The sequence below is a fragment of the Paenirhizobium cremeum genome (assembly GCF_022884085.1).
GTDB lineage: Bacteria > Pseudomonadota > Alphaproteobacteria > Rhizobiales > Rhizobiaceae > Allorhizobium > Allorhizobium cremeum.
The window spans coordinates 220586-239713 of sequence record NZ_JAGGCS010000001.1; the positions used below are offsets into that span (position 1 = coordinate 220586).

22 protein-coding genes are annotated in these 19128 nt (G+C 61.4%); 9 read left to right on the forward strand and 13 right to left on the reverse strand.

Features of this window, described 5'->3' with window-relative positions; translation table 11 throughout:
- The first annotated feature begins 2 nt into the window (after positions 1-2).
- The gene (locus J5N58_RS01035) at positions 3-965 is read left to right on the forward strand and encodes an NAD(P)-dependent oxidoreductase (RefSeq protein ID WP_113437575.1); all 963 of its coding nucleotides are present in this window, start codon (positions 3-5) and stop codon (positions 963-965) included.
- Complete coding sequence (locus tag J5N58_RS01040) at positions 962-1654, forward strand: DNA alkylation repair protein (RefSeq protein WP_112828122.1); 693 nt, start codon at positions 962-964, stop codon at positions 1652-1654. Before J5N58_RS01035 ends, J5N58_RS01040 begins: the two co-directional genes overlap by 4 nt.
- Positions 1655-1669: 15 nt before the next feature.
- On the opposite strand, the gene J5N58_RS01045 is transcribed toward J5N58_RS01040, so the two are convergent.
- The 3 genes from J5N58_RS01045 to J5N58_RS01055 form a co-directional block, all read right to left on the reverse strand.
- Positions 1670-2158 (reverse strand): Lrp/AsnC family transcriptional regulator, encoded by a 489-nt coding sequence (locus J5N58_RS01045; protein ID WP_112828121.1) that lies wholly within the window; start codon positions 2156-2158, stop codon positions 1670-1672.
- Positions 2159-2222: 64 nt separating this feature from the next.
- Positions 2223-2849, reverse strand: coding sequence for a uracil-DNA glycosylase family protein (locus J5N58_RS01050; RefSeq protein ID WP_112828120.1), 627 nt, complete (start codon positions 2847-2849; stop codon positions 2223-2225).
- Positions 2850-2911: 62 nt separating this feature from the next.
- The gene (locus J5N58_RS01055) at positions 2912-3472 is read right to left on the reverse strand and encodes a thermonuclease family protein (protein ID WP_162708178.1); all 561 of its coding nucleotides are present in this window, start codon (positions 3470-3472) and stop codon (positions 2912-2914) included.
- Positions 3473-3594: 122 nt separating this feature from the next.
- Here J5N58_RS01055 and J5N58_RS01060 point away from each other — a divergent pair, with 122 nt between their 5' ends.
- Positions 3595-5127: a sensor histidine kinase gene (locus J5N58_RS01060; protein ID WP_113437573.1), complete on the forward strand. Its 1533-nt coding sequence runs from the start codon at positions 3595-3597 to the stop codon at positions 5125-5127.
- A gap of 48 nt (positions 5128-5175) precedes the next feature.
- Here J5N58_RS01060 and J5N58_RS01065 read toward each other — a convergent pair whose 3' ends face one another.
- Together J5N58_RS01065 and cobT are read right to left on the reverse strand one after the other, a co-directional pair.
- Positions 5176-5568, reverse strand: coding sequence for a diacylglycerol kinase (locus tag J5N58_RS01065; RefSeq protein WP_112828117.1), 393 nt, complete (start codon positions 5566-5568; stop codon positions 5176-5178).
- Positions 5561-6583, reverse strand: a complete 1023-nt coding sequence (gene cobT, locus J5N58_RS01070) for a nicotinate-nucleotide--dimethylbenzimidazole phosphoribosyltransferase (protein WP_113338993.1) — start codon at positions 6581-6583, stop codon at positions 5561-5563. The genes J5N58_RS01065 and cobT overlap by 8 nt, the downstream gene beginning before the upstream one ends.
- Positions 6584-6704: 121 nt before the next feature.
- Here cobT and J5N58_RS01075 point away from each other — a divergent pair, with 121 nt between their 5' ends.
- The 3 genes from J5N58_RS01075 to J5N58_RS01085 are packed head-to-tail and all read left to right on the forward strand — an operon-like array spanning position 6705 to position 8441.
- Positions 6705-7487 carry an adenosylcobinamide-GDP ribazoletransferase gene (locus J5N58_RS01075; RefSeq protein WP_112828115.1) on the forward strand — a complete coding sequence of 261 codons (783 nt, stop codon included), beginning with the start codon at positions 6705-6707 and terminating at the stop codon, positions 7485-7487.
- Positions 7488-7521: 34 nt separating this feature from the next.
- A complete protein-coding gene (locus tag J5N58_RS01080; RefSeq protein WP_112828114.1) occupies positions 7522-7743 on the forward strand; it encodes a DUF1289 domain-containing protein in 222 nt (73 codons plus the stop codon).
- The gene (locus J5N58_RS01085; protein ID WP_113338994.1) at positions 7740-8441 is read left to right on the forward strand and encodes a TIGR02281 family clan AA aspartic protease; all 702 of its coding nucleotides are present in this window, start codon (positions 7740-7742) and stop codon (positions 8439-8441) included. The genes J5N58_RS01080 and J5N58_RS01085 overlap by 4 nt, the downstream gene beginning before the upstream one ends.
- Positions 8442-8457: 16 nt before the next feature.
- Here J5N58_RS01085 and J5N58_RS01090 read toward each other — a convergent pair whose 3' ends face one another.
- From J5N58_RS01090 to hmuQ, 6 genes are all read right to left on the reverse strand, one after another.
- On the reverse strand, positions 8458-9798 hold the full coding sequence (locus tag J5N58_RS01090) for a diguanylate cyclase domain-containing protein (protein WP_425314438.1): 1341 nt from the start codon (positions 9796-9798) through the stop codon (positions 8458-8460).
- Between the two features lie 93 nt (positions 9799-9891).
- Positions 9892-10713 (reverse strand): response regulator, encoded by an 822-nt coding sequence (locus tag J5N58_RS01095; RefSeq protein ID WP_112828112.1) that lies wholly within the window; start codon positions 10711-10713, stop codon positions 9892-9894.
- Between the two features lie 263 nt (positions 10714-10976).
- A complete protein-coding gene (locus J5N58_RS01100) occupies positions 10977-11231 on the reverse strand; it encodes a hypothetical protein (protein ID WP_112828258.1) in 255 nt (84 codons plus the stop codon).
- A gap of 136 nt (positions 11232-11367) precedes the next feature.
- Complete coding sequence (locus J5N58_RS01105; RefSeq protein ID WP_244709202.1) at positions 11368-13851, reverse strand: mechanosensitive ion channel family protein; 2484 nt, start codon at positions 13849-13851, stop codon at positions 11368-11370.
- Between the two features lie 149 nt (positions 13852-14000).
- Complete coding sequence (hutX, locus tag J5N58_RS01110; protein WP_244709204.1) at positions 14001-14516, reverse strand: heme utilization cystosolic carrier protein HutX; 516 nt, start codon at positions 14514-14516, stop codon at positions 14001-14003.
- A 2-nt stretch (positions 14517-14518) separates the two neighbouring features.
- A complete protein-coding gene (gene hmuQ / locus J5N58_RS01115) occupies positions 14519-14863 on the reverse strand; it encodes a heme-degrading protein HmuQ (RefSeq protein ID WP_112828256.1) in 345 nt (114 codons plus the stop codon).
- A 229-nt stretch (positions 14864-15092) separates the two neighbouring features.
- Here hmuQ and J5N58_RS01120 point away from each other — a divergent pair, with 229 nt between their 5' ends.
- Genes J5N58_RS01120 through J5N58_RS01130 form a run of 3 tightly spaced genes read left to right on the forward strand, consistent with a single transcriptional unit; the run spans position 15093 to position 17886 of the window.
- Positions 15093-16001 (forward strand): heme/hemin ABC transporter substrate-binding protein, encoded by a 909-nt coding sequence (locus tag J5N58_RS01120; protein WP_244709206.1) that lies wholly within the window; start codon positions 15093-15095, stop codon positions 15999-16001.
- 5 nt (positions 16002-16006) lie between these two features.
- Positions 16007-17095, forward strand: a complete 1089-nt coding sequence (locus J5N58_RS01125; RefSeq protein ID WP_244709663.1) for a FecCD family ABC transporter permease — start codon at positions 16007-16009, stop codon at positions 17093-17095.
- Complete coding sequence (locus J5N58_RS01130) at positions 17095-17886, forward strand: heme ABC transporter ATP-binding protein (protein ID WP_244709208.1); 792 nt, start codon at positions 17095-17097, stop codon at positions 17884-17886. The genes J5N58_RS01125 and J5N58_RS01130 overlap by 1 nt, the downstream gene beginning before the upstream one ends.
- A 286-nt stretch (positions 17887-18172) precedes the next feature.
- On the opposite strand, the gene J5N58_RS01135 is transcribed toward J5N58_RS01130, so the two are convergent.
- Both J5N58_RS01135 and J5N58_RS01140 read right to left on the reverse strand, forming a co-directional pair.
- Positions 18173-18505 carry a hypothetical protein gene (locus J5N58_RS01135; RefSeq protein WP_112828109.1) on the reverse strand — a complete coding sequence of 111 codons (333 nt, stop codon included), beginning with the start codon at positions 18503-18505 and terminating at the stop codon, positions 18173-18175.
- A gap of 275 nt (positions 18506-18780) precedes the next feature.
- Positions 18781-19128, reverse strand: a complete 348-nt coding sequence (locus J5N58_RS01140) for a hypothetical protein (RefSeq protein ID WP_244709210.1) — start codon at positions 19126-19128, stop codon at positions 18781-18783.

Here is a 19128-nt window from a genome sequence, read left to right on the forward strand (position 1 = left end):
CTATGCCGTGCGCGATTTCCAGCAGGTCGGCGGCAAGAGCCTTTTCCGCGCGCCGTTCTTCCTTTAAGCGGGAGGCACAAGCACAGGAGAACAGCATGGCAAAGGTCGCATTCATCGGTTTGGGCGTCATGGGGTACCCGATGGCGGAGCATCTGAAGACCAAGGGCGGTCACGAGGTAACGGTCTACAACCGCACCGCCGCCAAGGCCGAGAAATGGGCAGCCGCGTTCGGCGGCCGTATCGCGCCGACGCCGGCCGAGGCGGCCGCAGATGCCGATTTCGTCTTTACCTGCGTCGGTAATGACGACGACCTGCGCTCGGTGACGATAGGTGAAAACGGCGCACTTGCCGGTATGAAGGCCGGCGCAATCCTGATCGACAACACCACGGCATCCGCCGAAGTTGCGCGTGAGCTTCATGCCGCCGCGACCGCCAAAGGCTGCGGCTTCATCGATGCCCCTGTTTCCGGCGGGCAGGCCGGCGCGGAAAACGGCGTGCTTACGGTGATGTGCGGCGGTGACGAAGCGACCTTTGACAAAGCCAAACCCGTGATCGACGCCTATGCCCGCATGGTCGGCCTGATGGGGCCGGTCGGCGCCGGCCAGCTTACCAAGATGATTAACCAGATCTGCATCGCGGGTCTGGTCCAGGGTCTCGCCGAGGGGATTCACTTTGGCAAGAAAGCCGGCCTGGATATTGAAAAGGTTGTCGAAGTTATCTCCAAGGGGGCGGCCGGCTCCTGGCAAATGGAAAATCGGCACAAGACCATGAACGAAGGCAGGTACGACTTCGGCTTCGCCGTCGACTGGATGCGCAAGGACCTCGATATCGTCCTCACCGAAGCCCGCCGCAATGGCGCCAGCCTTCCCGTCACCGCGCTGGTCGATCAGTTCTACGGCGAGGTACAGAAGCTCGGCGGCAATCGCTGGGATACCTCTTCGCTTCTCGCAAGGCTGGAAAAATGACGCTTGGCCGCGCAGCCTCGACCCCGGAAATCGTGGCGCATCTCGAAACGCTGCGCAACGAAACCAACATCGAGGGCATGTCTCGCTTCGGGATCGCCACCGAAACGGCGCTTGGAATTTCCAATCCCGACCTGCAGAAACTGGCGAAAACGATCGGACGGGATCACCGCCGCGCCTTCGAACTCTGGCAGACAGGGCTGCGCGAAGCACGTATGCTGGCGATCTACACTGCCGACCCGAAGATCATGACAAAGCCGGAAGTACTGGCCTGGGCCGCCGACTTCGCCTCCTGGGAGATCGTCGATGCCGCCGCCGATCTTCTGACCGAGACCCCTTACTGGCGCGAACTGATCGTGGAATTTGCCGGCGACCACAGGGAGTTCGTTCGCCGCGCCGCCTTTTCCATGATCGCCGGCGCGACCGTCCACAACAAGAACGAACCGGATGCGGCCATCATCGCCTTCCTCCCGCTGATCGAGCGGCATACGGGAGATGACCGCAACTTCGTGAAAAAGGCCGTGAACTGGGCGCTTCGCAACATCGGCAAGCGCAACCGGACCTGTCATGCCCCGGCGCTGACGCTTGCGGAAAAACTCGCCGCAAGCGAAGACAGAACGGCTCGCTGGATCGGCAAGGACGCGCTTCGCGAGCTCACCAGCGACAAGATCCTCGCAAGGCTCAAGGCCTGACGGCCAGCGCCCCGCTCAGTCCTCCGCCGACTTCTGGTTGTCGAGGACCATGTAATCGAGCGGCAGTTCGGTCGTATATTTGATCTGCTCCATGGCGAAGGCGGAGGAGACGTCACGGATTTCGATCTTGGCGATCAGACGCTTGTAGAAGGCATCGTAAGCCGCAATGTCCGGAACGACGACGCGCAGAAGATAGTCCACGTCACCGCTCATGCGATAGAACTCGACCACTTCGGGAAACTCGGAAACGACCTCGGAAAAACGCTTCAGCCACTCGATCGAATGACTGGAGGTGCGCACCGACACGAAAACGGTCACCTTGGTATTGACCTTCGCCGGGTCGAGCAGGGCGACGCGGCGACGGATCACACCGTCCTCTTCCATCTTCTGAATACGCCGCCAGCAGGGCGTCGTCGACAAACCGACCTTCTTGGCGAGATCAGCAACAGCCAGTGTGGAGTCTTCCTGAAGGATGCGGAGAATTTTTCTGTCGAGTCGATCCATGCTCTTACCTTTCGAATATTATTCTCGATATAGCGTGAAAAACCTTAAAGCAAAGAAAATTGTTTCAGGACAGAAGTCTTTCCACTTCCCGCCGCAGCATCGGCAGCACATCAGCCTCGAACCATGGATTGCGCTTCAACCAAGCGGTGTTCCGCCAGCTCGGATGCGGCAGGGGCAGGATTTTCGGTCCTTCGGTATTGGAGAGAAGGAAGTCGCGCCAGTGCTGGACCGTTTCGGTCATCGATTTGCGCCGCCGCCCGCCGAGATGCCAGGTCTGTGCATATTGTCCGATCGCCAGCACGAGTTCGATCTGCGGCATGGCCGCCATCACCGTCGACCGCCATTGCGGTGCGCATTCGCGTCGCGGCGGCAGGTCATGGCCCTCTGCATCATAGCCTGGAAAACAGAAACCCATGGGCACGATGGCAAACCGCGACTGATCGTAAAAGGTCTCACGTTCGACGTTGAGCCATAACCGCAGGCGGTCGCCGGACGCATCGTTGAACGGAATGCCGGTCTGGTGAACCTTCATGCCCGGCGCCTGGCCCGCGATCAGGATGCGCGCCGTCGTGGAGATATAGGCGACCGGTCTGGGCTCATGCGGCATCCTGTAAGCCTCGCCGCCCGCTGGACAGTCCCGGCAGATCCGGCAGGAAGCAATCGCGCGCCGCAGCGCCTCAACCTCATTCATCCCGCCACTCGTTTGTCTGCGCCTTGCGGAAAGAGATCATGGAAGGATTCGCATTCATCGTTTCAGTTGATACCGAGCCACTGCAGGAAGAAAGCGAAAAAGTCGCCGGCGGGTTCCACCTCACCGGTTTTGTGAATGCGCCGCCACTCCTGTGGCACGTCGAACGGGCCTGCCCACAGGCCACGCCGCTCGCGTCGCGCCACCCCTTCTTCCACTCGATAGTCGCCATAGGAAACCGCCAGCCCCTCCTGCACCAGCACGGCTGCAGGATCGCCCTCCGGCATTTGGCACCGCACGAGCTTGCGCCGATAGCGATCCGGCTGTCCGCCGTGACAGATAAACTCCCTTGCGCCGGCAAGTTGCGTGAGCCTGCGTCGAGCCGCCGAACCGCAGTCCCACGGAGCATCGTCCGCCCCGCATGTCTGGCCGGTTTCCGGCGCATCGATCCCTTCGAGACGCAGCCGCTCCGGTCCGAGCGCGAGCGTATCCCCGTCGATGACGACAAAATGCCCGGAAAATTCCGCTTCCTGTTGCCGTTCGAGCTTTGCTGCGACCAGCAGGCCGAGCAGCAAAATGCAGAAACCGACCACGAAATCCCTGAGGATGCTCCAGGACCGCTTCACATTTCGGCCCATTTCGAAAACGAAACCTTTTCGATCATGGCAAACAAAACCTTTTTCGACAGTATCTTCTTAAGAAATGACTATTAAGCTCGCCTCATCAACGAGACGTGAACTCCTGGCATATGAGTAAGGGCGTATCCACATCGACGGACAAGAACATCGTCGACCTTTCACGCAGCCATCGCAACAAGGCTGTCGCGAAGGCTGTGCGCACGACTCGTGAGCGGCTTCAGTCGAACGGCGCCATTCCCCAGTTCGAAAGTGAAATGCTCGGCATGCATGTCAGCGCCACGCTGCAGGCCGCCGCCGTGATGCCGATCATCATCCTAATGGTCACCGGTATCGGCATCTATCTCAGCCAGCAACCGGGCATGCTGATATGGACATTGCTGGCGCTGACCGTTCACGCTCTCAATATCCTCATTGCCCGTCGGGCCTCCTCGCACATCTTCACCGCCGAAAATATCGTCAAATGGCGCCGCTTGCTGCTCGCCGGCCAGGCGGCGATGGGATGCTGCTGGGCGCTGTTCTCCCTGCAGGCCTGTCCGGCCTGCGAAGGCGACAGCTTTATCTTCTACAAGGGCGCGGTACTGCTGGTCGTTCTGTCGTTCACGGCGATGTCCAACATGCTGTTGCGGCAGGCCGTGCTTTTCGGCTTTCTGCCGACGGTCGCAGCCCTCCTCTATAGCGCCGTCATCAGCCGCGACGTGCTCGACATCGGGCTGACGGCGATGTTCACCACCGCCCTCGTTTTCTTCATCTACATCACCGGCCGCCTCTACCAGACGAATCTCAAGCTGCTTTCCTTCCAGACCGAGAAGGACGACCTGATCGCCGAACTGGAAGTTGCCAAGTCGCTCTCCGATGAAGCCCGCCGCCGCGCCGAGGAAGCAAACCTCGCCAAGTCCCGCTTCCTCGCCTCGATGTCCCATGAACTGCGTACGCCGCTGAACGCCATTCTCGGCTTTTCCGAAGTCATGGCAACCGAAGTGCTCGGCCCGCTGAACAACCCGCTCTACAAGGAATATTCCGGCGATATCCATCGCTCCGGTCAACATCTCCTCGACCTTATCAATGAAATTCTCGACCTCTCGCGCATCGAGGCCGGAAAATACGACTTGAACGAAGAAACCGTCTCCCTGCTGGAGCTTGCCGAGGATTGCGTCGGCATGGTGCAATTGCGCGCAAAAGCCAAGAACATCAGCATCGAGGAACAGTTCGAACCGAATCTGCCGGCCGTCTGGGCGGACGAAAAGGCCATCCGCCAGGTCATCCTCAACCTTCTGTCGAATGCGATAAAGTTCACGCCACAGAATGGCGAGATTGTCGTGAAAGTCGGCTGGACTGCCGGAGGCGGGCAATATGTATCGATCCGCGACAATGGCCCCGGCATTCCCGAGGAGGAGATCCCCGTCGTCCTCTCCGCTTTCGGCCAGGGCTCCATCGCGATCAAGAGCGCCGAACAGGGTACAGGCCTCGGCCTTCCGATCGTGCAGGCGATCCTCGCCAAGCATGGCGGCGAATTCAAGCTGAAGTCGAAACTGCGCGAAGGCACCGAGGTCATCGCCATCCTGCCGGCCCGGCGCGTGCTCGAGAGCCTGCCGGCCGTCAGCGAGGCCCATGCGGTCGAGCCGCGCAGGCGTCATTTTGCCTGAAGACGCGGACGGACTGCGGCGGATCTCCGCCGGCCGCGAAGATCGTTTTCAGAAAAAGACGACGTAAGCCGCGTAGAGCCCGTTTGCCACCAACAGGCAGAAGACGGCGAAGGAGCCGAGATCCTTGGCATTGCGGCCGACGGTCGAAATCTCCGGCGAAATCCGGTCGACCAGTTCCTCGATTGCGGTGTTGATCGCTTCCACCGAGAACAGGATCGCCATCAGCACGACGAAGCCGAGAAATTCCGCGAAACTTGCTCCGACAATCGCAAAGAGGGCGAGGCCGGCAACGAAGGCCAGCAATTCATGCCGGAAGGCGGATTCCTGCACCAGACGCCGGAACCCCTGCATGGAATAGCGGCCGGCGGCGAAGAAATGCGCGACGCCCGTCTTTTTCTCGATCGGTTCGCTCGCGGGCGTGTCGGTCGTTCTCTTACGCATCGGTCTTGTTGGACACTCCGGCCGCCGCGAAGGTTGCCATGCCCGAATGGCAAGCAGCTGCAGCCTTGACGATACCGGCAGCCAGCGCCGCGCCCGTGCCTTCGCCAAGCCGCATGCCAAGCGCCAGAAGCGGCGTCTTGCCAAGCTTTTCGATCGATTTCAGATGTCCCGGTTCACCCGACACATGGCCGATGAGGCAATGATCGAGAGCGGACGGATTGGCTGCCTTCAGGATCGCAGCGGCAGAAGTCGCGACGTAACCGTCTATCAGCACCGGGATCTTCTGCATGCGAGCGGCAAGAATGGCGCCGGCCATGGCCGCAATCTCGCGACCGCCGAGACGCCGCAGGATCTCCAGCGGGTCGTCGAGGTGCCCCTTGTGGAATTCGAGCGCGGTCTTCACCGCCTCGACCTTTCGGCGCAGCACCTCACCCTCGGAACCGGTGCCCGGCCCGACCCACTCCTCGGCGGTGCCACCGTAAAGCGCAAGATGGATGGCCGCGGCGATGGTCGTGTTGCCGATGCCCATCTCGCCGATGCACAACAGGTCGGTGCCGCCGGCGATCGCCTCCATGCCGAAGGCCATGGTGGCGGCACAGTCGCGCTCGGACAGGGCAGCCTCGCAGGTGATGTCCCCCGTCGGATAGTCGAGAGCGAGGTCGAAGATCTTCAGACCGAGATCGTAGGTCGCGCAGATCTGGTTGATCGCGGCACCGCCCGCTGCAAAATTCTCCACCATCTGCTGCGTGACAGACGACGGATAGGGCGTAATCCCATGCTTCGTCACCCCATGATTGCCCGCGAAGATCGCGACCAGCGGCCTGTTGACGGCCGGCGGACGGCCCGTCCAGGCGGCAAGCCACATCGCGATCTCCTCAAGCCGACCGAGAGCCCCAGGCGGCTTGGTAAGCTGCCGGTCACGATCGCGCGCGGCAACCAGCGCCGCCGTGTCGGGACCGGGCAACTCGCGTAGCAGGACACGGAAATCATCGAATGGCAGGCCGGTCACGGTCATCGGCAGGAGTCCTTGTGGTCTTCTCGCAAATCGGTTTTGCCTCTAATACTGACCCGGCCGACCGGCAACAACCGAAAAAGCGCCGCATGCCGTCGTCTTTCATACGGAGTGACTGAAACCGATGATCCTGCGCGACTTTCTGACCGACACGGCACGGGCGCTCGCATTCCTGAGCAGGCTTCCGGTCCCCTCCCGCTTCTTCGAGGGCCATGACGGCACCTTGTCCCGCACGGTTCGCGCCTTTCCGCTGGCGGGCGCCCTGATCGCCCTGCCTCCGGCGGCCACGCTTGCCGCAGCGCTGCTCCTGAATGCGACACCGCTTCTGGCCGCCTTCCTTTCCATTGCCGTTCTTCTCGCCGTCACCGGCGCTCTGCATGAAGATGGCCTCTCCGATACGGCCGACGGTCTCGGCGGTGGGGGGGATCGCACGCGCGCGCTGGCAATCATGAAGGACAGCCGCATCGGCTCCTACGGCGCCGTGACCATCGTGGTCGCCATTGGCATGCGCGCCGCTGCCATCGCCGAACTGGCGAGCGCCTTGCCTCCGGTCGCGACCGCAACCTGCCTGCTCGCAACGGCGGCGACAAGCCGGGCCCTGATGGTCTGGCACTGGTCCGCACTGCCGCCGGCCCGCGCTGACGGGATCGCCGCATCCGCCGGCCTGCCCGAACCCGCGTCCCGGCACATGGCGCTGATGTCGGGCCTGCTGCTCGCCCTTGTTTTTCTCCTTCCCGCCTCATCGCTGCTTGCCACGGTGGTCGCATTGCTGGCGGCTGCCCTTTCCGCATCCGCCTTCACCGCGCATGTGCGCCGCCGGTTGGGCGGCCACACCGGCGATACCATCGGAGCCTGCCAGCAGGTTACGGAAATCGCTGCTCTCGCCGCCCTTGCCATGGCCGCCTAGAAAACCGATATAAAAACGGGAACAAGGTTTGCTCATGGAATCACCCTGCATTCTCGTCTGCTCGATCGACATGAAGACCGGATACTGTTTCGGCTGCGGCCGCACGCGCGACGAGATCGCCGGCTGGACAAGCTACACGGATCAACAGCGGCGCTCGATCATGGAGGGGTTGCCCGCCCGCCTCGAAACCGTCGAGCGCAAGCCTCGGCGTGAAACCCGCCGCGCCCGCATGGCCCGCGAACGCGAGAACGGTTGATGCGACTCGTCATCGTTCTTGCCATTCTCGGCTTCGGTCTCGTCGTGCTGATGGTCAATCAGGATACCGGCCGCAGCTTCGGCATGAGCAATGACGACTTCGGTAATTTCATCAGCCTCCTGCCCTTTGCCGCGATGCTGTCGGTTGGCCTCCTTGCAAGCCGTCGCTCGCTCGGACAGGCGGTGCGGCAACTGTTGCTGTGGCTGCTGATCGGCCTTGCGCTCGTCACCGGCTATCTCTATCGCGACGAGCTTCGTTCCGTCGGCGAGCGGCTGACCGCGGGGCTCATTCCCGGACGGGCGGTGATCGCCACCGGTATCGACGGTCAGCCGGAGGTGGTCCTGCACAAGACGCGCAGCGGACATTTCGAAGCCACCGTCGATATGAATGCGGTGCCCGTGGATGTGATGATCGACACCGGCGCAAGCACCGTCGCATTGCGTTACGAAGACGCCGAACGCATCGGCATCGACATGTCCCGCCTCTCGTTCACCAGAGCCATCATGACCGCCAACGGGCGAGCAATGGCCGCTCCCGTTCGCCTTCGCCAGATTGCGCTCGGTCCGATCGTTCGCCAAGACGTCGAGGCTTCGGTGATAGAAAAGGGCCAGCTCGATCAGAGCCTGCTCGGCATGAGCTTTCTGTCCACGCTCGCATCTTTGCAGATGCGGACCGACGAGCTACGGCTGCGCGACTGATATCGAAACACCAGCCCTACTTCGCTGCTGTCGCCTCGATCAGCATGCTGTCGGAATAGACACGATTGCGGCCGTAGTGCTTGGCGAGATAAAGAAACTGGTCGGCGGCGTTCAGATAATTGGAGAAATTCTCCAGCCCCCCGACTTCCGCAACGCCGATCGATGCCGTGACGGAGATGTCGTTATCGTCGAGCGCCACCTTGAGATCGGCAATACTCTTACGGATCGCCTCGCAAAACTGGCTGGCGGCGCTTGAATCGAGGCCGGTCAGCAGCAGGCCGAACTCCTCGCCGCCCAGTCTGGCCAGAAGATAGTCGGTATCTTCCGTCAGAGCCTGCAACTTGGTTCCAACCGCCTTGAGAACCCTGTCGCCGATCTCGTGGCCATAGGTATCGTTGAGTTTCTTGAAGTGGTCGATGTCGAGCATGGCCATGCTGCAGGCCTGCCCCTGTTCAAGGCAGCGCGCCACCTTCGCCGGCCCCTCGTCGAAGAAATGCCTCCGGTTTCTCAAACCGGTCAGATAGTCGCTGAAAGCGGCAAGTCGCAATTGCCTGAGTTGCGACAGCGTTTCGACATTATGGCCGATACGGCATTGCAGTTCCTCGACGACGAACGGCCGGTAGACGAAATCATTGGCGCCCGCCTTGAGGAAGCTTGCCGACAGAAGACGATCCGCCGAAGACGAGATGCCGATGATCCTGACGCGGTCGGACCCGTGGGCGCGACGGATGCGCCGGGTGAGTTCGTAGCCGTCCATATCCGGCATGTTGTAGTCGGTGACGACCAGTTCGATGCCCGGATGGGTGATGAGCATCTCCATGGCTTCACTGCCGGTAGACGCTTCGAAGACCTGGAATTGCTGGAGGCGGAGAAGCTCGGTCAGCATCTGGCGGGCAGAGAGCAGATCATCGACCACGAGAACGCGGACGTTGCGGTTCGCCAATATCCGGTCAACGGCCGCGATCACCATGTCGACCGCGCGCTCGTTATTCTTGATGACGTAATCGGCGACGCCCCGCTCTACCAGCCTCTCGCGCATCTCACGATTGAAATCCGCGGTAAAGACGATGGCCGGAATACCCATCGCCACGACCTCGTCGAGCACCTGCCCGTCAGGAGAGTCGGGCAGCGTGAGATCCACGACCGCGATGTCGAAACGCGCGGCGTCCCCGCAGGCATCATGAAAGGCCCGGGTCGTCGCGCAATGCGTGACGTCGTAACCGTGCTCCTTCTCGAAGCGATGACACAGCAGGGACGAAAAGGTCCGCGAGTCCTCGATAACCAGCACATGCGCCTTCTTGCGATGAACGGATTGGTCAATCGGACCCGTTGTGCTGGTATCGGCTGGCATGAACATCCTCGGTACTTTCAAAAAACAGAAAACATAAATCGAGGGGCGTTGCCATTGTTCCGGCCAGTCGCTTCTTGGGCCGCATCGCGGGCGCGCCCCTTATTTCCTCTTCTGCGCCGCGCGAATCTGCACGAGTGTATCCAGATTCTGATTAACGCGGCAGTAGAATTCCTCATCAATGAAGGGCCGCAGCATGAAATCGTTGCCGCCGACCTTGAGGAAGCGGGCCGACAACAGCCGGTTGTTCGACGACGAAACCCCGATGATGCGCAGCTCATGCGAACCGCGGGCGGCGCGAATCCGCCGGGTCAGCTCGAAACCGTCGATATCCGGCATGTTGTAGTCGGTCACCACCAGGCCGATGTCGGAATTTGCCTTGAGGATTTCCAGCGCCTTGGCGCCGCTTTCCGCGACGCTGACGCGGAAATTGTAGCGTTTCAGGCGGCTGGAAAGCAGAGCCCGCGCGGTCGGGCTGTCGTCGACGATCAGGACGTGGTGCTGGTGATTGGTGAGGAAGCGATAGACGGACTCCCCCAGCATCTCCACGGCAAAGATGTTGTCCTTCAGAATATAGTCCACGATGTCCTTGGCCAGCAGCTTTTCGCGGGTCTCGTCCTGGAAGGTGCCGGTGAAGACCACCGTCGGAATATTGAGGTCGATCAGATATTCCAGTGCCTCGCCATTCTCCGCCCCCGGCAGGTTGATGTTCGAGATGGCAAGCGTGACCGGAGTGTCCGAAAGTTCGTTCGCCGCCTGCAGATCCTCGAAGGTGCGGCAAATTTCCGCATCGATACCGAACAGCTCCTTGAGGCGTGTTCCGATCATGGAGGTGAATACGTTCGAATCTTCTGCAACGATGATTCGAGCGTCAGGGAATGTTTCTCCGGAATACTGCATTCCGGAAATACCGAGGAGAGCCATAGCGCCTTTGACCTTGAGAGACTGTTGCAACTTGCATTGGGATGACTTGCAGAACGGTCATGTTCTGGGCAGCGCTATAAAAACATGCAGAGATTAATCCCCAATAAAAGGAATCGACCGCAAACCCTCATTTTTCGGCATTTTTTCGCACTCGACCACACTTGGCGGCCGCAATCACCGGCCAGGTCGACCGGAAGGGGACATGCTGTCGGGCCGGAATACCATCGTCTCGCAAAGCGGGGAGACGTCGGGCGGTGGCGCTATCAGCGGATGGTGGCCGACCCGTCCTTGATCTCGATGGTTTCGCCGCCCTCCAGCCCGACGCGGTCTCCGTTGGGCAGCGTCACGAAACAACCGGAAGGGCAAATCTGCTCGGAAGCACCGGCATCGATGGAGACTTCCATACGATTGCCATTTTCCACGACCACAAGAACAACGGCTCCGGACCCGGCATTGGTCACGGTGGCAGCGACAGCGCCGCTGCTCAGTGCGCCAAGCATCAGGAATGTCGCCGTCATGATCTTCTTCATGCGAATGCGGTGCGTTCGCACCGTCCTCTCGTTGCGTCTCGCCGCATCCGGGATGTCCCTTGATCTGCGCGAGCTATGCCCCTCTTTTATTGGTTCACCGCTGAATAGAGCCTGAACGCGCCGTTCATGGCAAGATCTTGTCTTCATCCTCCTGATCGGGCGTGCTGCGAGGTTCCGTCTTGCCCCGTCCCCGCCCCCGCTCGCGCTTCTGCTCGCCGTCTTTCTCGATATGCAGCCGCACTTCCTGATGCGGATAGGGAATCTGGATACCCTCGGCCTTGAAGCGTTCGAAGATCGTCACGCGCAGGTCGTTCTTGACCGGCAGCCCGCCCAGCACGTCGCCCACGAACCCCCTGAGTTCGAAATCGAGCGACGACGCTCCGAAACCGTTGAACATCACCACCGGTTCCGGATTGCGCAGCACGCCGGGATGGGCCAGCGCGATTTCGAGCAGAAGCTCCATCACCCGCCGCGGATCGTTGTCGTAGCTGACGCCCACCGGAATTTCGATGCGTCCCAGCTTGTTGCGATGGGTCCAGTTGCCGACAGGAGCATTGATGAGCTCGGAATTCGGCACGATGATCGACTGTCGCTGGAAGGTTTCAATCTCCGTCGCACGCACGGAAATCCTCCGCACGAAGCCCTCGGTCGTTCCGGTCGCAACCCAGTCGCCCACCTTGAAGGGACGCTCCACGAGCAGGATGAGGCCGGAGACGAAATTCGAAACGATGTTCTGCAGACCGAAACCGATACCCAGAGAAAGCGCACCGGCCACGAGGGCGAGACTTGACAGATCGATGCCCGCCGCCGAGATGCCGATCAGGCCGGCGATCCCGGTTCCGAGATAGCCGATACCAGTTTTCACCGAGTTCCGAACGCCGGCATCGACCTGCGAACGCGCCATGACGCTGCCGTCCAGCCATTTCTGGAACCAGCGCGTGACGACAAGGCCGATGCTGAAAAGCAGCACCCCGCCAAAAATCCCAATGAGCGAGATGCGGATGGTCCCGACATGGATTTCGGTGAAGATGTTATAGAACCAGAGCTGCAGATCCCTAGGCTGGAAGCCCCAGGAGATCAGGATCAGGGGAATGCCGATCGTCAGCGCAAAGGCATAGATCAGCAATCCCGCCACCATGCCGGCCTGATCCAGCGCCACCGGCGAAAGCGAGAAGCGCTTTTCCAGATATTTGCCGACCCGCGTCTCGCCAAACCGATTGGGCGCGGAAATCGCCTTACCCGAGAGAATGCCGATATACATGGTGGCGATGACGGCGCCCGTCAGGATGATCTGCGTGGCAAGGAAGCGTGCCAGTCCGACATAGCCGATAACGCTTGCCAGAACGAGGCCGATACCGATCAGCCGCAACAGCACCGCGAAGGCTCTCGGCCAGGGTTTGCCACGCTCGGATGGATCACCGCTGTCGTTCAGAACCGGCTTCAGGAAAGAGACGATGAAGATAATGAGGCCGACGATGACCGAAGATACGAGGCTCTTCATGACGGTCACGACAACCGGCGAGCTCAGTGTTTCGCTGATGGCGCCCAGCACATAATCGAAACCATTCACGACCGCCATGGCCACGACCGCAAAGTTGAGATCGCGTGCGCCCTTGTTCGAAAGCCTGACCAGCCGCCAGCTCGGCGCCTTGGGAGCAAGAACCGCCCGCGCCAGCATCGAGACGAAGAAGACGATGCCGGCCAGTGCGAAAAGCGCAGACGCTATCGGCGAGATATCCGGCCGCAGCACATTGAAGGTTTCGAGGAAGAGGAAGCTTGCCCCGAGGAAGGCCCCAAGCGCCAGCGCCGGCAGGATGGTCGACCAGAAGGCGACGGAAAAGCGGCTCATATAGGCCGGGTCCTTGTTGTCCGGGTCCCGCTTGATAAGCGAGCCGAACAGCCGGTATTCCGCATAGATCATGACAAGAGCGAGCGAGAGCGACAGCATGACCGCCGTGCCGAAGGGCACGCGCTTGAACTTCCAGATGAAGGAATACCAGCTTGAAATGGTGCGCCCGAAACGGCTGATCTCGGTCGAAAACGCGCTCAGCGCCTCGTCCAGCACTTCGCCCGAGATTTCCGTGTGCTCGAAGAGCTGATCGGCAAAGAGCCGCCGGCGGATATCCGTGATGGCGTTCGAGAGATTGGTGCCGCGGATGGAGAGATCTTCCGCCTGCCCGGTCAGTGTGTTGATCTGCAGCCGCTCGGCATTCAGCTTGTTGCGCTCTTCGGTAATTTCCGGCGCCTCGGCAGGCTGGCCGTCCTTGGGCGATTCGCCGAGTTGCGTGAGCCGCGTGGTGACGTCGTTCAGGCGTGGCCGAAGCTGGACGGATATCTGCAGAAGATCGCGGGAAAGACCGTCCACCTGCGCCTTGATGTCGACGAGCGCTGCATCGTCGGTTTTTCTGTCCTCGACCTTCGCCTCCAGGCTTTCGAGCCGCTTCTGGGTCTCCGCGATCTTCTCGCTGGCATTACCCATGATGTCGTCCCGCTGCAGCAGGGTATCCTGGGCCATCGCCAGCCCCACCGGTCCTCCGGGAAGAACCGGGGTAAAGGCAAGGAATGCGGCGATCGAAAGCGGAATGAGGCTGCGGCAGAGGCGAAGCAAGGCTATGTCCTGAACTGGTCTTGTGCGATTTGCGCGGACAATAGTTTCAGTTTCGGTCAAAAGAAAGAACGGTGAACCGCCGCGCAAAATGAAATGCCGGCCCCGCAGTGTCGCGGGACCGGCACGATCATGGCAGGTCTGCGTCCAGGTCAGGCCGCGGCTATGCGCGCCCGCAGTGCCTCGAAACGCTGCAATTGCTCGGCGATCAGCGCCTTTTCGGCATCGCGCCGGACGAAGACCTTGAACATCGCCCGTCCCTCGCCATTCATGAACCAGACCGAACAGGAGCGACGACCGTGGAAGCCCCGGTCGACGAAGACGATGGAGGCGCATCGATCCTTGCGGATATGGCCGCTGATCGGGCTGTCGCCGTGAATGTTGAACCATCCGTGGCCTTCGCTGCCGGCCGGCAGGCTGCCGACAACCTCGAGAACGATATCCTCCGTATGCACGATCAGCAGGACATCGCCCCAACCGGAAAGATCGTTCCAGATACCGTCCCAATGCTCCGCGGCGGCAATCACCGCCGCTCCTTCCGGCAGGACGGCGAGCACATCGGTTGGCGTCACCCCGGCAGTTGCAGCGATGGCTTCGATCACGCCATCGGGCTTCTCGGCTAGTGCCGCACGCGCCCGCTCAGACACGGAATTTACCGAAGCATCCATTCTCAGGCAGCCTCAGCATCGGCGCGCTTGCCGTTGCGGTCCTCATGGATAATGACCTCGAAACCCTCGAAATGCGGGCCGGAGAGATACTGAACCTTGCTTTCACCCGCGCGCGCATGAGCGGCCCGGAACTGTTCGGACTTCGTCCAGGCGGTGAAATCCTCCTGGCTCTCCCAAACGGTGTGGGAGGCATAGAGCGTATGGTCCTCCGCCTTCGGCCCCTTCAGCATGTGGAACTCGATATAACCGGGCATTTCGGCAAGACGGCCCTGGCGAGCCCTCCACTGCGCCTCGAACGCCTCCTCAAAACCCGGAACGACCCTGAAACGGTTCATGGCAATATACATGGCAAATCCCTTCTGGTCCGGCCTGGCCACGGTCGCGGCGCCCCCCGGCCTTTCAATGAAATCGGCACGCAACACGAACGACCGATCTGTTGCCTTCCTATTTAAACTTGCGTATAAAAGTCAAGTTAAATGTCGTCGCGCAGGCGACGGCTTTCGTTTGCAATTCTGCCTGCCGTCCCAGCCGAACCGATCATTGCGCGCTTCGGAAGCAGCTCTACAGGATATTGAAATGATTGAATTTTCCATGCCGCTCGCCGGTGTTTTCCGCCGCCTTGCGACAACCGTCTGCCTGCTCGGCGCCGGCGTTGCCTCGGCCCTTGCCCAGTCTCCGGCCGAAGCGAAACGCATCGTCTCGATCGGGGGAACCGCAACGGAAATCATCTATGCGCTCGGCGAGGGCGACCGCATCGTCGCCGTCGATACAACAAGCACCTATCCTGCCGATACGGCAGGCAAGGCCAGCGTCGGCTACATGCGACAGCTTTCCGCAGAGGGCGTTCTTTCGCAGAAGGCCGATCTCATTGTCATGGAAGAGGGCTCGGGGCCTGCCGACGCGATTTCCATCCTGAAAGCGAGCGGCATTCCGATCGCGACGATCCCGACGCCGCCCGAAGCCGCAGGGATCGGAAACAAGATTCGCGCCGTCGGCGCAGCCATCGGCAAAAGCGAACAGGCGGAAGCGCTCGCCGCCGACACCGAAAGGCGGCTCAAGACCCTCGAAACCGAGATCGCCGGCCTGCCCGGTCCGAAGAAGCGCATCCTGTTCGCGCTTTCGCTGGCCAATGGCCGCGTGATGGCCGCCGGCGGCAAGACCACCGCGGACGCCATTATCGGCCTTGCCGGCGGCATCAATGCCGTGGCCGACGTGGCGGGCTACAAACCGCTGAGCGACGAGGCCGTCATCGCTGCGAAACCGGATGTCATTCTGGTCATGAACGGCGGCGCCATGCACATGAGCGCCGAGCAGGCCTTTGCCGTTCCGGCGCTGCAGGCCACGCCCGCCGCGGCAAACAAGTCCTTCATCGCCATGGATGGCCTCTACCTGCTGGGGCTCGGCCCGAGAACGCCGGAAGCGGCGCATGATCTTGCGGCGAAACTCTACCCGGAGACCGTCAAGCCGGGAACCAGCAAGCCATGAACGCGATGGCGACCTTCGCCACGAGGGCGACGAAGCGGGCGGTCCGGGGCGACCGCTCCGCTCTCGGGGTAGCGCTTCTCGCAATGCTTCTCCTGCTGCTGGCCGCGAGCGTTTTTGCCTCTCTCGTCGTCGGTCCGACCGGTGTCGGCCTGCCGGATCTCATGGCCTATGTCTCGGGTCGGGGCGCCGATCTTGCGCCGCAGGCCCTCGTCATTCTGGAGGCGGTACGCCTGCCCCGCACCGCGCTCGGCATCCTGGTCGGTGCCGGTCTCGGTGTCTCCGGAGCCATGATGCAGGGACTGTTTAGAAATCCGCTTGCCGATCCCGGTATTGTCGGCGTCACATCCGGCGCGGCCTTTGCCGCCGTCTGCGCCATCGTCCTCGGAGGAACAGTGCTGGCGCCGCTGCAATCGCTTCTCGGCAATCATTTCCTGCCGGTCATGGCCTTTGCCGGCGGGCTTGCCAACACGCTCCTCCTCTATGCCATCGCCACGCGCAACGGCCAGACCTCCACCACCGCCCTCGTTCTTTCCGGCATCGCCATCGGCGCCATGAGCGCCGCCGGAACCGGCCTGCTGATCTTCATGGCCGACGACCGGGCGCTGCGCGACATCACCTTCTGGTCGCTCGGTTCGCTGGGCGGCGCCACCTATGCCAAGATTCTCGCGACCCTACCCTTCATCCTCTCCGTCATCGTCATCATTCCCTTCGTCGCGCGCGGCCTCGACGCCCTGGTGCTCGGCGATGCGGCGGCCTTCCACATGGGCATTCCGGTACAGCGGCTGAAACGCTGGGCCATCGTTGCCGTCGCCGCGGCCTGCGGCGCGACGGTTGCCGTTGCCGGCTCCATCTCCTTCGTCGGCATCGTGGTGCCTCACCTGCTGCGCCTCGCCATCGGCCCGTCCCACCGGTTCCTCTTGCCGGCCTCGGCCATCGGGGGGGCAGCCCTGCTGCTCCTCGCCGACAGTATCGCAAGAACCGTCGCGGCACCCGCTGAAGTGCCGATCGGCATCATCACCGCCATCCTCGGCGCTCCCGTCTTTCTGTTTCTGCTGCTCGGCCGCCGCGGTCGCGTAGCCATGGACGGCCTCTGATGATCGCCGCCGAGAATGTCTCCGTCCGCCGCTCGGGCCGCCTCCTGATCGACAGCATCAGCCTTGCCGTGACGCCCGGCCGGTTCACCGCCGTCATCGGTCCGAACGGTGCCGGAAAATCGACCCTGCTGAAGGTCCTCTCAGGAGAAATCGCACCGGACGAAGGCTCCGTGACCTGCCACGGGTGCGACCTCGGCCGTCTCTCGGCAACCGAACTCGCCAGCGAGCGTGCCGTGCTTCCGCAGTCCACCGTGCTTTCCTTTCCTTTCACCGCGCTCGAAGTGGCGCGGATGGGAGCCGTCGCCCATGGCTGCCAGGACCCGACGCAATCGGCCCGGCATGCCCTTGCCCGCGTCGGGCTCGAAGGTTTCGAGGGCCGCGCCTACAACGCCCTTTCGGGTGGCGAACAGCAGCGCGTGCAGTTCGCCCGCGTCCTCGCCCAGCTTCCGGCGGCCGTGGAAAATTCGAAAGCCAAGGCACTTTTTCTCGACGAGCCCACCTCAAGCCTCGATATCGGCCATCAGATCGCCGTGCTGGAAATCGCCAGGAACTTCGCCGAGAGTGGCGGCGCGGTGCTGGCAATTCTTCACGATCTCAATCTCGCCGCGGAATTTGCGGATCATCTGGTGGTAATCAGCCACGGCCGCATCGTCGCCGAGGGGCATCCGGCGGAGACCCTTCGGGACGATGTCATCGGCGAGGTCTACGGCATACGGGGAGCCGTCGGCAGAATACCGCCCGGGCGCATACCCTTCGTCTTGCCGCAATCGCGAATCGGCAAAATCGCCTAAAGCCGGCTAAGGGAGTTATCCACAGCTTTCCACAGGCCAATTCAGGAAAAACGGATCAAAATACGGAAACGTTTCAGGAACACTGCTTTGGTGGTCCGGGAACAAAAAGAGATTCCGGCGCGCAATCGAAGAAATACTGGATGCTGAGCCGCCTTTATCCAAATAACCCGCGGCATTTGCCGGCAAAGGGCGACAGGCAGGAGAGCAGGAAGGCTCGCGGCAGGCCGATTCCCGTCGTGTCCGGCTCCGCCCGACCAGATGGAGCGGAGACGGACACGACCGAAGCTCACTCGTGAATGGTGTAGGACCCGAGTTCGCAGAGGTTCTGGGTGTCTTCGGTGGTGTCGAGATCGGAGTCCTCCTCGAATTCGAAGCGCATGTCGTATTCGCAGACGGTACGGCCGTCGGCGATCGTAAGCTGCACGGTTTCACCCGGTCCGAGCACGTCCCTGCCGAACACATCCTCCTCCCAGTCGTCGACGCCGACGGGAGACGTGTAGAAACGGGTCAGCACGGAATTGGTGCCATTTGTCAGGGTGAAGACCAGATCCTCCGCCTGCGCGGCGGTCGATGTCAGGATAACGGCCAGAAGGCCGGCGGCGGAAACTATCGTTTTCATGCGTAGCACATCTCCAGCCCGAGATTGGGCAGGATCTGCATACAAGGAAATAATAAAGTAACAATCGCGTGATCGCTGGTAAGCGCGACCAATTTTGGTCGGCAGGAAAAAACGCCCTGCCGGCGCAATTTTTACTTTGAAAATATGGCTCTTCAGGAGAAGATGGTGGGTGATGTAGGGCTCGAACCTACGACCCGCTGATTAAGAGTTTATGTGAATTTGAACAATTTCAGCCCATTGGCGACGTACACCCGCGAAGAAAATGCGCATCGCCGTCACTTCCCCGCCAATGCCTTCAGGACAGCAACCAGATTTTCCCAGCTGGCATAAATCCCGACAGCGCCGGCCAACACCCACCCGCCGATCCGCCAGAGCATGCGGCCGAGCCATCCGGCTCCGGCCGCCTTCTGTTTCATCGCCTTGACGTCATCGATGGTCGGCTGCGCACCGGCGACGCTCTTTTCGATATTGGCCATGCGATGTTCCTGCCCGATCAACGCCCCGCGCATGGCATTGACCTCCTCCCAGAGCCGGCGGCCGCGTTCCTGCCCGTCCTTCTCGATCCGCTCCAGACGCGCGTCCAGGCTTTGCAGTTGGCTGATAATCAGGGCGCCGGCATCCAT

Bases quoted from the DNA above. Each gene is read 5' to 3' on its own strand.
- J5N58_RS01035 (WP_113437575.1), top strand. From the start codon at position 3: ATGCCGTGCGCGATTTCCAGCAGGTCGGCGGCAAGAGCCTTTTCCGCG.
- J5N58_RS01040 (WP_112828122.1), top strand. From the start codon at position 962: ATGACGCTTGGCCGCGCAGCCTCGACCCCGGAAATCGTGGCGCATCTC.
- J5N58_RS01045 (WP_112828121.1), bottom strand. From the start codon at position 2,158: ATGGATCGACTCGACAGAAAAATTCTCCGCATCCTTCAGGAAGACTCC.
- J5N58_RS01050 (WP_112828120.1), bottom strand. From the start codon at position 2,849: ATGAATGAGGTTGAGGCGCTGCGGCGCGCGATTGCTTCCTGCCGGATC.
- J5N58_RS01060 (WP_113437573.1), top strand. From the start codon at position 3,595: ATGAGTAAGGGCGTATCCACATCGACGGACAAGAACATCGTCGACCTT.
- J5N58_RS01065 (WP_112828117.1), bottom strand. From the start codon at position 5,568: ATGCGTAAGAGAACGACCGACACGCCCGCGAGCGAACCGATCGAGAAA.
- cobT (WP_113338993.1), bottom strand. From the start codon at position 6,583: ATGACCGTGACCGGCCTGCCATTCGATGATTTCCGTGTCCTGCTACGC.
- J5N58_RS01075 (WP_112828115.1), top strand. From the start codon at position 6,705: ATGATCCTGCGCGACTTTCTGACCGACACGGCACGGGCGCTCGCATTC.
- J5N58_RS01080 (WP_112828114.1), top strand. From the start codon at position 7,522: ATGGAATCACCCTGCATTCTCGTCTGCTCGATCGACATGAAGACCGGA.
- J5N58_RS01090 (WP_425314438.1), bottom strand. From the start codon at position 9,798: ATGTTCATGCCAGCCGATACCAGCACAACGGGTCCGATTGACCAATCC.
- J5N58_RS01095 (WP_112828112.1), bottom strand. From the start codon at position 10,713: ATGGCTCTCCTCGGTATTTCCGGAATGCAGTATTCCGGAGAAACATTC.
- J5N58_RS01100 (WP_112828258.1), bottom strand. From the start codon at position 11,231: ATGACGGCGACATTCCTGATGCTTGGCGCACTGAGCAGCGGCGCTGTC.
- hutX (WP_244709204.1), bottom strand. From the start codon at position 14,516: ATGGATGCTTCGGTAAATTCCGTGTCTGAGCGGGCGCGTGCGGCACTA.
- hmuQ (WP_112828256.1), bottom strand. From the start codon at position 14,863: ATGTATATTGCCATGAACCGTTTCAGGGTCGTTCCGGGTTTTGAGGAG.
- J5N58_RS01120 (WP_244709206.1), top strand. From the start codon at position 15,093: ATGATTGAATTTTCCATGCCGCTCGCCGGTGTTTTCCGCCGCCTTGCG.
- J5N58_RS01125 (WP_244709663.1), top strand. From the start codon at position 16,007: ATGGCGACCTTCGCCACGAGGGCGACGAAGCGGGCGGTCCGGGGCGAC.
- J5N58_RS01130 (WP_244709208.1), top strand. From the start codon at position 17,095: ATGATCGCCGCCGAGAATGTCTCCGTCCGCCGCTCGGGCCGCCTCCTG.
- J5N58_RS01135 (WP_112828109.1), bottom strand. From the start codon at position 18,505: ATGAAAACGATAGTTTCCGCCGCCGGCCTTCTGGCCGTTATCCTGACA.
- J5N58_RS01140 (WP_244709210.1), bottom strand. From the start codon at position 19,128: ATGGATGCCGGCGCCCTGATTATCAGCCAACTGCAAAGCCTGGACGCG.